Consider the following 12,473-nt stretch of genomic DNA (forward strand, 5'->3'; position numbering starts at 1 on the left):
CGAGAGGGACGGGAAGCCGTCGGCTCCGCCCACCACGGTGCTGATGCACACCATCACCGGAAACCCGGAGAACCCTCGCCAGCCCGAGGACTACACCGACGAGGATCCCGAGTTCGCCGAACTCAAGGACACGCTGCGGCAGGTCGGGCAGCTTCAACCAGTGGCTGTCGTCTCACACGGAGTCTTCGTCCGTCTGAAGCCCGAGTTCGCGAAGTCGGTCGACGGCGCTGACTGGATCGTCGTCGGAGGCAACCGACGCCTGGCCGCCGCCCGCCAGCTCGGCTGGACACGCATCGACATCCGCGTGCAGGACCGCCTCGGTGACGACGACGGCAAGCTCGATGAAGCCGTCATCATCGAGAACATCCACCGCAAGAAGATCGACCCGATCAAGGAAGCCGAGTTCCTGCACCGCATGGTGAAGAAGCACGGCAGCCAGGACGCGGTGGCCCAGAGAATCGGCAAGACGCAGATGTACGTCTCGCACCGCTTGGCTCTCCTCAAGCTGGATGCCGAGGTGAAGAACGAGCTGGAAGCCGGCACGGTCAAGCCGGCTCAGGTGCGGGGCCTGGCGTCCAAGCCTCCCGAGGAGCAGCGCGCCCACGTCGATGAGATCAAGCGCAAGGCCGCGACGCCGAAGCCCAGGAAGCGGCGGGTTCAAAACGGCGTTTTGAACCCCGAGCTGCGCACGCCGTCCGACCCGCAGCCCGCCGGTGCGGACCCCGATCCTCAAAACGCCGTTTTGAACGACACGGCTGACACGGAGGACATCGGCGGAGCTGATCGGCCTTTGGCCGATGGCGTCCCGGAGCCGCGCCAGGCCTCCGCCGAGCCGCTGCGCGGTCTTCGGCGGTTCCCCTATGACGACGGGGAGCAGGCTGCGTACTTCCTGGACCAGAAGATGAGCGACGCCGAGTTCTTCCGGATGGCTGACGCTGTTGCGGCCATGGCGACGCAGCGCCGGGAAAGAGCTGGCGCGGATTCATAGAGCCTAGTCGGCCCCGTTGCCCCCTCCTTGGGGGAGCGGGGCCGTTCTGGTCTCGTGGAGCCGAGCCTCGGACCCGGAGCGCAATGCCGCTGGACCTCCGCTCCCGTGGTGCCAAGAGTCGGGCTGAGGCGTCCCGGCAACGATGATCAACTAGTCGGCGGGAACGTCAGGAAGCCAGGCCGACCAGGTCTCCACTACTGCTGCCATCCCTCGTAGTTGCCCAGCAAAGCGCTCGGCCTCAGCCCGGGTGGAGACCTTGCCCGCGTTCCCGCCCGCCACATCAATTTCGATACCTGCTGATCCAGGTGTCCTGTCGGGATGAGACTGAGCAGTCAGAGACAGGATCCACTCGAGCCAGCCCTTAGACCCGTACCGTTCTACGGCAAGACCGGGGCCGAGCAGGATGTGCACCATGTCGTCGGTTGTTTGGACACCTGGGTCATCAGGGCCATGCGTCCAGTCGCACCACGGCGGACATGAGAAAGAGAGCGGCAGGGCAGTGGCCGGGATGATATTCAGGCGCCATATCCAGCTCGCTGGCTTCCTGTCCTTGGCACAGGCGCGCCCCGGAATTCTCGGGGCGTTGTGGAGTGAAATGCCTTGACCGCATAGCTTCGAAGAAGAGATCAACGAGTGGCCGTCCGAAGAGGTTCTTGCCCGTCTCGGAGGCCAGGCAGAGCCCGCCCGGACAGGGGTGGCGGCGATCGTCGAGGCGGCCTTCGACCTGATGGATCAGTCGGAGAACACCCGGCAGTTCATCGCCATGGCCACCGTCGGGGACTGGACCCTGCTGATCGAGCCCGTCGGCCACCTCGGCGCCACCGAGGAGCGAGCGCTGCCGGCCTCGGCGGGAACACGTTGGGTCTCGCACTTCCGCAACATCAACGGCCTCGCCTCATTCCTCTGGGCCCAGGACACGACGGAGCGCCTGACGTTCGAGCCTGGGGTACCCGACCGCCGCTGGGGAGCGACCCCGGACGAACTTCTGGAGCCCATGCACCACAGTGGATTCCAGTTCTGGGACGAGATCTCCGAGACCGAGCAATACCTGGGCGGAGAAGCGGCGTTTGCCCTGGCCGAGCACCTGACGGGGGTCCGCATCACACCAGAGCTGTTCGAGACCACCACCTTCATCTGCGGCAGCGCACAGATCGGGTAAGTCACCGCCAAGACCGTGAACACCAAGAGATGACGGCCAAGCCCTGCCGTGTTCACGGCGCCCCGTGAACACGGACCGGCGACTCGCCGACGGTCAAGGTGGGCGGGGCAGTACGGTGGCGGACGGCATGAAACGAACGCCACCTGCCGCCGTTGCAGCGACCACGCCGCTTGCGACGCAGTTCGGCCAGGCTCTCCCGGTACTCGCCGGCACGGGCTTTGCCCGGCCACAGCACTGCCGTTTTGAACACGGTGGGAACGCCCGCCGGTGGCGGCAACTCAGGCTGGGCCTGGGGGCGGGAACTCGTCGGCGAAGGGGGCGACCGGGCTCGGCCAGGTGAAGGCGAAGCGGTGGGAGGGCCTGTCGTACGTGACCGAGGCACCGCAGGGGGCGAGCCCGAAGCGACGGTGGATCCAGCCGTCGAGAGCGAGGGCAGCGACCTCCGCGCGGTAGTCGGCGCCGGGGTACGTGAACGCCTCGACGTCGAGGACCAGGGCCCGGCCGTCGGCCAACTGCTTGGCGTGCAGGGAAGCCCCGAAGGCAAGCCAGGCTGCCTCCAGCCAGTACGGGGCTCGGTCCGCGGGCAGCCGCAGGTACAGGGAGCGGTGGATGAGGAGGGCGGATGGAGGTGGAGGCTCGTCCGTCTGGTACGCGTCGGCGCACAGGTTGGCGGCCAGGCCCACGCCAGCGTGGAGGTAGCGGTAGCGGAAGGTCTCGTACATGGCACACATCCTTCGCTACGGACCCGCTTCGGAACCCGGGACCCCCAACCAACTGCGGACCGATCGAAGTTCAGTGGGATCGGTCAAGGTTCGCCGCGACAGAACATCAGGACACCATTCAGGCATTTCTGAGAAAACATCAGAAATGCGACGCGCAGAATGGTGCCATGGGAACCCGAACTCAAGTCCGTCGGTGTGATGGGACCCCCGAGAGGCTGAGAGGCGGTCAGCGAGCCGTACAGCGCTTCCGGACCTCGCGATAATGCCGTTTATCCCGTCAGGGCGAAGGCGCGGGCATGAAGGAGTCCGACGTTCCTGACGTGGCGAGCGCGGTTCGTGCCAGCCCGCGCAGCCAGGCGTGGGCGTGGTCGGTGTCGTAGCGCTGATGCCAGGACAGGTATATCGGCGCTGAGGGTAGTTCGAGCGGGAGAGGGAGCACCTCCAGGCCGAGGTCGGCGACCGCGGACCGTGTGGTGGCTTCGGGGACGCTGATCAGGAGATCGGAGCCGCGCGCGAACTCCAGCGCGGCCGCCTCCGTGGGCGCGGTCGCCACCACGCGGCGGGTGAGGCCGAGCCGCGCGAGGGCGTCGTCGAGGGCGTTGCTGAGGTTTCCCCGTCGCGAGACGGTGACGTGCTCAGCGGCGGCGTATCGCTGTGCGGTGACGGTTCTGACGCGGGTGAGGGGGTGCCCTTTCCTCACGACGATGACGAGACGGGTCTCGCCCACGTTCTCGGCACGGATATCCGGTGCGCTCGGGGGGTTGGCGTTCGCCTCCAGGTCGACCTCGCCGCGCCGCAACTCGGGGGTGTCGATGCCGGATTCCGCGATGAAGCGCAATCGCACGCCCGGCGCCTCTTCACGTACGGCCGTGAGCAGTGCGGGGCCGCTCAAGGCGACCAGGGAATCGTGCCAGCGGAGTGTGAAGGTGCGCTCCAACGTTGCCAGATCGAGTTCACGGCTGGGTGCCAGCACCCCTTGGACCTGGTGCAGCAGCTCGTGCACCTGTTCCCGGACGGCGATCGCGTACGGCGTCGGGGTCATCGTGCGGCCGGTGCGCACCAGGATCTGGTCCCCGGTCGTGCGCCGGATGCGGCCCAGGCTCCGGCTCATCGCGGGGGCGGTGACATGCAGGCGTGCGGCAGCCCCGGCCACACTGCCCTCCTCCAGCAGCGCGTCGAGCGCGGCCAGCAGGTTCAGATCCAATTGCATGTGAGTAATCCTAGTCGTGCTTTACATGCATTTGAAGTTAATCAAGGGGCTGTATAGCTTCGAGACCAGAGCGCTGAACAGAGCGCACAGTCTGGCCCGAACGGCCCCAACACCTCCTTCTCAAAGGGGAGTTCACCATGTCCGAAACAGTTCAGACCACTGATGTCGCCGCCTCCGACGCCGACCTGCTCGACCAGACCGCGATCGCCGTGAGCGCGGCCGGTTCGGCGCTGCGCGAGCGCTTCGGCGAGGTGGTCCGCTACCAGACCCGCGAAGAGCTGATGCGCGCGCTCGCCGCCAACGACGACACGGCCCTCGACATCCTGCGCCCCCGCCTCACGCGCCTGCGCCCGGACGCCGGATGGGTGGAGGACGAACTGGTCGGAGGGGCGCTGCCGCCCGGCGAATGGTGGGTCGTGGATCCGGCCGAAGGCAACGTCAACCACCTGCACGCCCTGCCCGAGTGGGCGGTGACCGCCACCCTCGTGCGCGACAACCAGCCGGTGCTCACCGCGGTCCACCTGCCGTTGACCGGCGAGACCTACACCGCGCTCACCGGCGCGGGCGCCCACCTCGACGGCCGGCCGCTGCATGTGTCCCAGACCACGGACCTCGGCCTGAGCATCGTGGCCACCAGCCAAGCCCGGCCGGACGAGGACGAGAAGGTCGTGCGGCGCGTCGGCTCCTCGATCACCGCGATGCTCTTCGAGGCGCTCGTCGTGCGCACCGCCGTGCCCGCGACCCTGCACCTGCTGCATGTAGCCGCCGGCCGGATCGACGCCTTCTGGCAGTTCGCCGGCGCCCGCGCGGACCTGCTGCCCGGGGCCCTGCTCGTCACCGAGGCCGGCGGACAGATCTCCGACGCCGAGGGCCGCCCCTGGACCCCGCAGAGCGAGAGCCTCCTGGCCGCCGCACCCGGCGTCCACGCCGAGGCCGCCGCCACACTCTCACGCTGACCGCGCACCACAACCTGCACGCACGGAAGGACCAGATCATCATGACCACGATCGCAGTTCTCGGAAACGGCCGCGTCGGCGGCAACCTGGCCACAGCCCTCACCCGGGCAGGGCATGAGGTGACCGTCGCGGACCGCACGCCGGGCGCCGCCGCCGACGCCGCCCGCACAGCCCAGATCGTCATCAACGCCACCCCCGGCGCCGGCTCGCTGGACCGGCTCGTCGCCCTGCGCGAGGAACTGCGCGACAAGATCCTCGTCGACGTATCCAACGCCACCGTCGACGGACCGGACGGACTGCCCGCCCACCTGATCTACCCCGGCTCAAGCCTCGCCGAGCAACTCCAGGAAGCGCTCCCCGAAACGCACATCGTCAAGACACTCAACACCATGCTGTTCCCGGTGATGACCGCGCCGGCCACGCTCACCCAGGCGCCCGACGCCTTCCTCTCCGGCGACGACCCGCAGGCCAAGCAGACCGTCCGTGAACTGCTCACCGACCTCGGCTGGCGCAAGGAGTGGATCACTGATCTCGGCGGGATCCAGACCGCCCGCGCTACGGAGGCCGCGATCCTGTTCGTACCGCACGTGATCCGGTCCAGCGGATTCGCGCCCTTCGCGATCTCGATCGCCCGCTGATCCGCACACAGTGCACCGCCCCCGCCGGGCCCACATCCACAAGCGCGTACGAAGCGCGCCTGCATTTCGGGTGCCCTGCGCCCGGTCGAGGCCGAGTTGAGCAGGGGCGTTCGCGGCCGCGAGGGGGGTGCCCAGGATCGGCTGCCTGGGCTGCTCTCACCCTTCGGGTGTTTCCACGATGACCAGGGTGCCCCGGCTCCCGGTGCGAACGGCATGCCGAACGCCTGCGGTCACCACGTACAGTTCGCCCGGTCCCCGGTCCCCGGTCCTACCGTCACTTCGGCTCCCTCCACGCTGAGTTCCAGTCTGCCGCGTCATCGTCGGGGACATCGATGTTGCAAGTTCAGTGTCCGCGTCGAACTCCGCCAGAGCCTCGCGCAGACGCCCCACGGTCCAGAACTCACGCTGCGGGTTCTCGTCCATAAGGGCAGCATCCTGCGATGCGCTCAACTGGCCAAGCGGAGCACTAAGTCACACCGGCAGCAGGGAGGAGCAGCACTGCTAGCGTCCCGATGACGGCTGTCCGGTCCCGGTGGAGGCTGCACGCTCGGTGGCGTGACCAGCGGCATGCAAGGTTTGGCTGCGCGCCGACTCCGCGGTTGGTCAAGCTGTTCTTGCACCTTCGGCGACTGCGTCCGGGGCTTCCGCTTCCCTGCCGCTGTCGGTGGACACGAGAAGCTGCCGTCAGCTCGGCCACAGGGTGAACAGCGCGACCATGAGCAAGATCAGCAGCGCCCAGCCGAGCACCCCGATTCCCCGGCGCCGCGGGTTGCGCCCCTGGGGCCATTCGTTGACTTCGCGCGGAGCGTCTCCCATAGCCGACCACCGTATCGCCCTGTCGTGGACGGCAGGGCGATGGGCAACCTGATCGCGGTCCGATGCAAGATCCGCCCGCAATGTGCAGCCTCAGATGCAAGGCCGATCTGACCTGTGCAAGGCCGACCGCTACCGGACAACGCCGTCGATGGTCACGTACCAGCGGGCTAGGGGGCGCTCCTGGCAAACCCCTACGGGCAGGCGTCGTGCGCGCCCGTCTGCGGGCCGATGCGGGGTCGGGGAGTCCGAGCCACATTGGGCACCATGAGACGAACTCATCGCATCGCGGTGTCCGGCATGCTCGCGATCGTGCTCTGCCTTCCGCTGGTCCTGCCGGCCGTCTCGGCGCAGGCGGCCGTCCCGGCCCCGGCCGTCACCGCCAGCACGGACGTCCACCTGGCGCTGCCCCGCCCCACCGGCCCGCACGCCGTCGGCCTCAGCACCTTGGAATTGGTGGACACCCACCGCCAGGATCCCTGGGTGCCCTCCGCCGGCCCGCGCCGGCTCATGGTCTCGGTGTTCTACCCCGCACGGTCCGGCTCCGGCGTACCCGCGCCCTACATGACCGTCGCAGAGGCCGCGCTGCTGCTGCAGAAGCAGGCGCCGGGAGCCGGCATCCCGCCCGGCACGCTCAGCGGCACGCGCTCTTGGGCCCGCACCGGCGCCCGTCCGGCCTCCGGCCGCTTTCCGCTGGTCGTGCTCTCACCCGGCTTCACCCTGCCTCGTACCACGCTCACGAGCCTCGCCGAGGACCTGACCAGCCGTGGCTACGTCGTCGCCCTCGTCAACCACACCTACGAGGACTCCGGGACCACGTTCCCCGACGGCCGGACGCTCACCTGCACCATCTGCGACACCCTTCCCCCGGGCGGCTGGATCGCTGTGAATGAGAGCCGAGGCAAGGACGTCTCGTTCGTCGTCAACCAGCTGACCGGCCGTCATTCGCCGTGGCCGTACCACTGGACGATCGACCGGAACCGCATCGGCGTGGCCGGCCACTCTGTCGGCGGCAGCGCAGCCGCCTCGGCCATGGCCGCCGACCGGCGGGTGCACGCCGGTGTGGACATGGACGGCACCTTCGACGTCCGGCCCCCCGCCGCGGGCGTGGGAGGCCGGCCCTTCCTGCTACTGGGCACCGAGTCCGGGCACGCTCCGGGCAAGGACACCTCCTGGGACCAGGCGTGGGCGGACCTCGGCGGCTGGAAACGCTGGCTGACCGTCGCGGGAGCGGTCCACTTCGACTTCACCGATCTGCCGGTTCTCGCCTCCCAGGCGGGTATCCCCCTCCCGGCCGAGACCATCGCCGCCGAGCGCGCCGCGGCGATCACCGGCACCTACGTCGGCGCCTTCTTCGACCTCCAGCTGAAGGGAATTCCACAGCCTCTCCTCGACGGCCCCTCCCGGGCCTACCCAGAGGTCATGTTCCAGCACCCTTAGGTGCCGCTGAGCAGCGCCGTCCGGCGGGGGAGGGCCATTCTTTCGGATCAGGCCGGCCCCGAGCGACGGCGCTCAGCAGGCCCCGCGGACAGCCGGCGACCGAGACCGTGACCTTCACCATGGCCCGGTGCAAAAGCACAGCATCACCCAGCACATCGAGATCGTAGCCTTCACCGGCACCGAGGAATCCGTGTGGTCCATGCGGCGGTTTGCGCCGGATGCCGTGCGGCTTTCGGCTTGCCCGGTAGGTGACACTGGAGGGGTCCGGCGGCGTGGACGTCCGGCCGATGCTGCCCGCCGCCGGACCCCGGCAGAGTCTGACGCGCGGCGGCTTCTCGAACCTCCCGCCCGAGCGGTGCCCCCTGGCTGGGTCTGGGCGTTGAACTGGGTGGTCCGGCGGGCAGGTTGCCCCCGTAAGCTCCCGTTGGGCGTTGGTCAACTCCGGCACGGAGCGGGTCAGGTGGCGGATGCACGTCGGAGCGGCGCTGAGTCACTGCTGTCGGTTGCTGGCCGAGATGGAGACGGCGGCCCGCGTTGAGCAGGAGATGGCCGCGCGCCTTCTGTTTCGGGCACATCTGGAGGCCGGGGCGGTGTGCCTGTACATCCATATCGGCGGGCACCAGGCCCTGGAACGCCTCGCGCGGGCGGAAGTGCGGTATCAGGAAGGTCTCCGACTGGAGGCCGACAGCATCCGCGCCCACCTCGCCGCCGCTCGCAAGGAAGCCCGCATACGGCGGAAGGGGGCGGGGAAGGAGAACGCTCACAAAGCCCAGTGGAACGCGGCCAACCCCACCGAAGTCGCCAAGTCTTTGACCGAGTTGCCGCACGCGCCGCAACTCAAGCCGCTGAGCATCGACCGCAGCGAGGCGATCGCGGAGTTCGGCACCTTGGGGGCACAGGAGCTGACGGTCTCCGAGATGGTGGACACCCTCACCAAGTGGGGGCCGACGCGCGGCTTCGGCACGGAGAACTTGCGAATCCTCTACCTCTACTACCGCCACATGTCCGGGCTCGGGTCACACACCACCATGCCCGTTTCCACGGCAGAGTCACCGTCGCCGCGATCCGGCTCTGGCTCCACCCGTGACCAGCCCCGGGCGCCGGGACGTGCTGGGAATCCGGTTTGACGTTCAACCTGGTCGGATGGTCAGGTCAGGACATGGAGGCCAGCACGACCGGTGATCGAGTACCCGCAGAAGCGGTCGAGCTCCTTGAGGCACTCCTCAAGAGCGACGACCCTGTTCATCGCGCTCTGCGGGCGCAGATCCCGCACCTGTGGGTGACCGGGCACTGCACGTGCTCCTGCGCCAGCATCGATCTTGGCCTGGACGAGGCTCTCACGCCTGCCGCTCGCATCGCCGATGATCCCGTCGTCGCCGAGGCCGAAGTCGTCGATGCCGACGGGCAGGCCATCGGCGGAGTGCTGGTCCTCGCCCATGCCGGCTACCTGTCCTGTCTGGAAACCTACACCTGGCTCGACGAGCAGATCACGCAATTCCCCTCCCCAGACCGGCTCCGCTGATGCCTCTGATGGAACGGCCTTCCAGAACCGGAGAGTCCCATGCGTTCGGCATGATCCTCCGGAGCCCTGGGCTCATTCGATGCCGAGCTTGCATAGTGCGTCCCGCTGTTCTGGGGTGAGTCTGTCCCGCCGAGTTTTGGTGTTGGAGATCCATACGCCGAGCTTCACGGCTATCGGGTCCGTTTCGCCGTTGACCGTGATCGTCTCGCTGTGGCCGCGCGGGACAGGTCGGTTGGCGCCCTTCCCGTTCCGCCCACTGCGTGAGGGCTAACAGGCCGCGTTGCAAGGCCTGTTGTGCTTTGCTCGGGCCGTTCGGCGCACGCCTGGCTGCGGGGGCGGGGGAAGGTGCCTGGGCGGGCTGCACACCCAATGCGGTCAGCCGTTCCTGTTGCTCGGTCGACAACTGCGCCCAGGTGCCGGGCTGTTTCCGCTGCTGGAGCCACCGTCCGATGTCGTCGCCGTCGAACTGCACGCCGGGCTGGATGTCGGGGAGGCTGCCGTCGGCGTCGACCAGGTCCGCGAGGATGCGGTGGTGGTGTTGCCAGTCCAGTGGCCATGGGCAGTTCCAGTCCGGGGCGATGGCCGTCAGCTGCTTTGCGCGTTTCGTCGCCCGTTCCGGGTCTTTGTCCAGGCCGTTCTTTGTTCCTTTCCGGCGGAGGTTGGCCATGTGCTGTCCGATGGGGACCATCGCCTCACCCTCGCCCCAGACCGCGTCCTGCCGGGGCGCGAGGTGCCCGGGTCGCCCGCCGGTACGAGCGCAGCGCGGCAAGCTTGGCCTTCCCACGCCTCTTCGCCCGGCTCCCAGACCATTCCGGCTCCGGGCGCGTCGAGCAGGGTCTTGCGCCGGGCCTCGAATTCCCGGCGCGCAGGGTCTTGCGTTGCTGGTGTATCCACCGTCCGAGGGGGAAGTTCTTGGTGACGCCGACCTCGGTCTCGGTGTCGTAGGGGACCGCGTGCAGGCCGGTGATCTTATTGCTCGGCGCGCCAGCGGATGAGGGCTTGGTAGCCCTCCAGCCACACGAATGACTCCGGCCGGTAGACGCGGGTGCGCAGGAAGGCCGTGATGGTCGCTGCGTCGCGCGGGCTGGAGAAGTGCGGCAGCGCCAACTCGACGGCGGCATCGGCGCCGTCCTGTTCCTGGTCCTCAGCGTCGTCCTCGCCAGCGGCCCCGATGATGCGGCCGTCCTGGTCGCGTTGGATGTGCACCTTGCGTTCGTGCTTGCTGCGGGTCAGGGCGTGGGAGGTGAGCTGTGCGACCAGGTGCTCGTCGTGGGAGCGGAGGCCTTGGAGTACGGCTACGAGTGGTGAAGCTGGCGGAGGCGACCATGTCGGCCGGGTCTTCGCCGGCTTCGAGGAAGACCGGCACGATGATGCGTGCGGTCTTCGTGGTGCCGTCGCGGTTGGGCCGGAGTGCCAGGCCGATGTTCTGCACGATCTCGACCTGCGAGCCGCGGGTGCCCGCGAAGCACACTGCCTCCACGCCCGCTCGTCGGTGAGGTCCACGCCCTCACCGAGCACGCGAACGCTCGCGAGGAACGCGCGGTGGACCCGGTGCCGGTTGCGTCGATGCCGCCTGCGAACTGGCGCAGCGCCTCGCGGCGTTCGGCCACGAGGTGGTCGCCGCACAGCCACGCCGGCCACACCCGGTCCGGCGGGACGTGGCGGTCGGCCTCCAGCTCGTAGAACTGGGCATCGATCGAGGACTTCGGCAGCTCGCCAGCGGTGGCCCAGTCGCTGTCGGAGGCGTCGGTGACGTACAGCTCGGCAGTGGTCTCCGGCAGCTTCTCCGTGAACGCCGCGGCTTCCTCCACCTTCTGGTGGAACGTCATCACGGTCTTGAGGTTGTACGCGGCAGCGTGCTCCAGCAGCACCGTCTGCAACAGGGCCGGCCGTCGGCCGCGCCACGCCTCCTCGGACTCCCCGCGAACGGGGGAGGGGGCGCAGATCTCCAGGACGGCGGTCTCGACCCGGGTGAGGATGCCCCGCTCGATCGCCTCCGACAGGCCGAGATCGGCCAGCCACACGCGTAGGGTCCGTCCGGGTCATCGGCCATGCTCGCGAGCTCCGCCCCCTGGCCGTCGGGCCACCGCTACGAGGTGGGTGAAACGGTCAAGCGACCCGAGAGCGTCGTCGAGCAAAGCCGAGGCGGACCCTGACGCGGTCGTGAGAGACCCCGAGTCTGTTTCCACCCCGATGGTCAGGTCGCGGTGGGGTTGTAGGGCGCTGCTGCGACCCGGGCCATCGTCCGAAGTCTCGTGAAGTAGGAGGCGCAGTACTCTTCGTTGATCAGAGGGACGATCTTGTCCAGGTCAGCGATGCAGCCCCACAGGTAGGCGATGCCGCTGTCGTCGAGTCCGCCTTTCAGCTCCCTCTGCACGAGGCCGGCGACGTCGGCGTCCAGGAGGACCAGGTCGACGCCGTCGAAGTCCACGCCGCGGAAGCCGTCGGGGAACGGGGCGCGCAGGTGGTCCTCCCACAGCCGGGCGAGTCCGCCTTCGGGCTGTGCTCCGCCCACGTCGGCGGCTGTCGCCTACGCCGCGGACGGTGGACGAAGGAGCAGGGAGACGGCATCGAAGACGGCACGCACCATGGCGACGGCCCGGATCGGGCGGAGGGCGGCACTTGACTCGGTGCCCTGCGTGAGCTTGTCGCGCAGCAGTCGGCTGCGGTCGAGTTCGGCGGCGAGTCCGGGCGTGATGAGCCCTGCGCCGGCAGCCCGCTCGATGAGGACGGGGAGCGGTTCGTTCATGGCCAGACGTTCGGCGAGAACGTGCTCCAGGGCGAACAGGGAATGCGTGACGGCGACGGTGGCGAACTCGTACCGGTAGTAGGAGTGCCGGATGAGCTCGCGGGAGGTTTCCATCGCGCTCATCAGGTACATCGATGCGTGGCCGGGCAGAATCAGGTCGGCAACCAGGGCATGCATGTCCGCATAGTCGAGAACGAGGTTGCCGGCGCGCGGGTCCCGTACCGGTAGGAGGAGCGGATCGGGCCGCGGTGGCAGGGTATTCACCGGTGCAGTCTT

The 12,473-nt window shown here is 68.6% G+C and carries 13 protein-coding genes and 1 pseudogene; 7 read left to right on the plus strand and 7 right to left on the minus strand.

The window, feature by feature from the left end; all coding sequences use genetic code 11:
• Positions 1 to 43: 43 nt before the first annotated feature.
• Positions 44 to 988, plus strand: coding sequence for a ParB/RepB/Spo0J family partition protein (locus tag ACSHXC_RS42175; protein WP_438297569.1), 945 nt, complete (start codon positions 44 to 46; stop codon positions 986 to 988).
• 150 nt (positions 989 to 1,138) lie between these two features.
• Here ACSHXC_RS42175 and ACSHXC_RS42180 read toward each other — a convergent pair whose 3' ends face one another.
• Positions 1,139 to 1,618: a DUF6907 domain-containing protein gene (locus ACSHXC_RS42180; protein WP_438297571.1), complete on the minus strand. Its 480-nt coding sequence runs from the start codon at positions 1,616 to 1,618 to the stop codon at positions 1,139 to 1,141.
• Here ACSHXC_RS42180 and ACSHXC_RS42185 point away from each other — a divergent pair.
• Complete coding sequence (locus tag ACSHXC_RS42185) at positions 1,614 to 2,147, plus strand: DUF6461 domain-containing protein (protein ID WP_438297656.1); 534 nt, start codon at positions 1,614 to 1,616, stop codon at positions 2,145 to 2,147. The two genes, ACSHXC_RS42180 and ACSHXC_RS42185, sit on opposite strands and share 5 nt — an antisense overlap.
• A 278-nt stretch (positions 2,148 to 2,425) precedes the next feature.
• Here the strand turns inward: ACSHXC_RS42185 and ACSHXC_RS42190 are convergent, their stop codons facing one another.
• Positions 2,426 to 2,869, minus strand: coding sequence for a hypothetical protein (locus ACSHXC_RS42190; RefSeq protein WP_438297573.1), 444 nt, complete (start codon positions 2,867 to 2,869; stop codon positions 2,426 to 2,428).
• Positions 2,870 to 3,146: 277 nt separating this feature from the next.
• A complete protein-coding gene (locus ACSHXC_RS42195; RefSeq protein WP_438297574.1) occupies positions 3,147 to 4,079 on the minus strand; it encodes a LysR family transcriptional regulator in 933 nt (310 codons plus the stop codon).
• A gap of 137 nt (positions 4,080 to 4,216) precedes the next feature.
• Here ACSHXC_RS42195 and ACSHXC_RS42200 point away from each other — a divergent pair, with 137 nt between their 5' ends.
• Positions 4,217 to 5,035, plus strand: a complete 819-nt coding sequence (locus tag ACSHXC_RS42200) for a 3'(2'),5'-bisphosphate nucleotidase CysQ (protein ID WP_438297576.1) — start codon at positions 4,217 to 4,219, stop codon at positions 5,033 to 5,035.
• A 41-nt stretch (positions 5,036 to 5,076) separates the two neighbouring features.
• Positions 5,077 to 5,673 (plus strand): NADPH-dependent F420 reductase, encoded by a 597-nt coding sequence (locus tag ACSHXC_RS42205; protein WP_438297577.1) that lies wholly within the window; start codon positions 5,077 to 5,079, stop codon positions 5,671 to 5,673.
• 684 nt (positions 5,674 to 6,357) lie between these two features.
• Here ACSHXC_RS42205 and ACSHXC_RS42210 read toward each other — a convergent pair.
• Complete coding sequence (locus tag ACSHXC_RS42210) at positions 6,358 to 6,489, minus strand: hypothetical protein (protein ID WP_438297578.1); 132 nt, start codon at positions 6,487 to 6,489, stop codon at positions 6,358 to 6,360.
• A gap of 264 nt (positions 6,490 to 6,753) precedes the next feature.
• On the opposite strand from ACSHXC_RS42210, the gene ACSHXC_RS42215 reads away from it, so the two are divergent.
• From ACSHXC_RS42215 to ACSHXC_RS42225, 3 genes are all read left to right on the plus strand, one after another.
• A complete protein-coding gene (locus tag ACSHXC_RS42215; protein WP_438297580.1) occupies positions 6,754 to 7,926 on the plus strand; it encodes an alpha/beta hydrolase family protein in 1,173 nt (390 codons plus the stop codon).
• A gap of 467 nt (positions 7,927 to 8,393) precedes the next feature.
• Positions 8,394 to 9,053, plus strand: coding sequence for a hypothetical protein (locus ACSHXC_RS42220; RefSeq protein WP_438297581.1), 660 nt, complete (start codon positions 8,394 to 8,396; stop codon positions 9,051 to 9,053).
• On the plus strand, positions 9,050 to 9,448 hold the full coding sequence (locus tag ACSHXC_RS42225; RefSeq protein ID WP_438297583.1) for a hypothetical protein: 399 nt from the start codon (positions 9,050 to 9,052) through the stop codon (positions 9,446 to 9,448). The genes ACSHXC_RS42220 and ACSHXC_RS42225 overlap by 4 nt, the downstream gene beginning before the upstream one ends.
• 72 nt (positions 9,449 to 9,520) lie before the next feature.
• Here ACSHXC_RS42225 and ACSHXC_RS42230 read toward each other — a convergent pair.
• From ACSHXC_RS42230 to ACSHXC_RS42240, 3 genes and pseudogenes are all read right to left on the minus strand, one after another.
• Positions 9,521 to 11,528: pseudogene (locus ACSHXC_RS42230) on the minus strand (Helicase associated domain protein); the annotation flags it as partial.
• A 117-nt stretch (positions 11,529 to 11,645) separates the two neighbouring features.
• Positions 11,646 to 11,963 (minus strand): hypothetical protein, encoded by a 318-nt coding sequence (locus tag ACSHXC_RS42235; protein WP_438297584.1) that lies wholly within the window; start codon positions 11,961 to 11,963, stop codon positions 11,646 to 11,648.
• A 15-nt stretch (positions 11,964 to 11,978) separates the two neighbouring features.
• On the minus strand, positions 11,979 to 12,461 hold the full coding sequence (locus tag ACSHXC_RS42240) for a hypothetical protein (RefSeq protein ID WP_438297586.1): 483 nt from the start codon (positions 12,459 to 12,461) through the stop codon (positions 11,979 to 11,981).
• Between the last annotated feature and the right edge of the window lie 12 nt (positions 12,462 to 12,473).

Origin of the sequence: Streptomyces sp. HUAS TT7 (assembly GCF_051550175.1) — a bacterium.
GTDB lineage: Bacteria > Actinomycetota > Actinomycetes > Streptomycetales > Streptomycetaceae > Streptomyces.

What these genes read in the sequence shown, in the direction of transcription:
- ACSHXC_RS42175 (WP_438297569.1), top strand. Translation starts at nt 44, where the DNA reads ATGCACACCATCACCGGAAACCCGGAGAACCCTCGCCAGCCCGAGGAC.
- ACSHXC_RS42190 (WP_438297573.1), bottom strand. Translation starts at nt 2,869, where the DNA reads ATGTACGAGACCTTCCGCTACCGCTACCTCCACGCTGGCGTGGGCCTG.
- ACSHXC_RS42195 (WP_438297574.1), bottom strand. Translation starts at nt 4,079, where the DNA reads ATGCAATTGGATCTGAACCTGCTGGCCGCGCTCGACGCGCTGCTGGAG.
- ACSHXC_RS42200 (WP_438297576.1), top strand. Translation starts at nt 4,217, where the DNA reads ATGTCCGAAACAGTTCAGACCACTGATGTCGCCGCCTCCGACGCCGAC.
- ACSHXC_RS42205 (WP_438297577.1), top strand. Translation starts at nt 5,077, where the DNA reads ATGACCACGATCGCAGTTCTCGGAAACGGCCGCGTCGGCGGCAACCTG.
- ACSHXC_RS42210 (WP_438297578.1), bottom strand. Translation starts at nt 6,489, where the DNA reads ATGGGAGACGCTCCGCGCGAAGTCAACGAATGGCCCCAGGGGCGCAAC.
- ACSHXC_RS42215 (WP_438297580.1), top strand. Translation starts at nt 6,754, where the DNA reads ATGAGACGAACTCATCGCATCGCGGTGTCCGGCATGCTCGCGATCGTG.
- ACSHXC_RS42220 (WP_438297581.1), top strand. Translation starts at nt 8,394, where the DNA reads ATGCACGTCGGAGCGGCGCTGAGTCACTGCTGTCGGTTGCTGGCCGAG.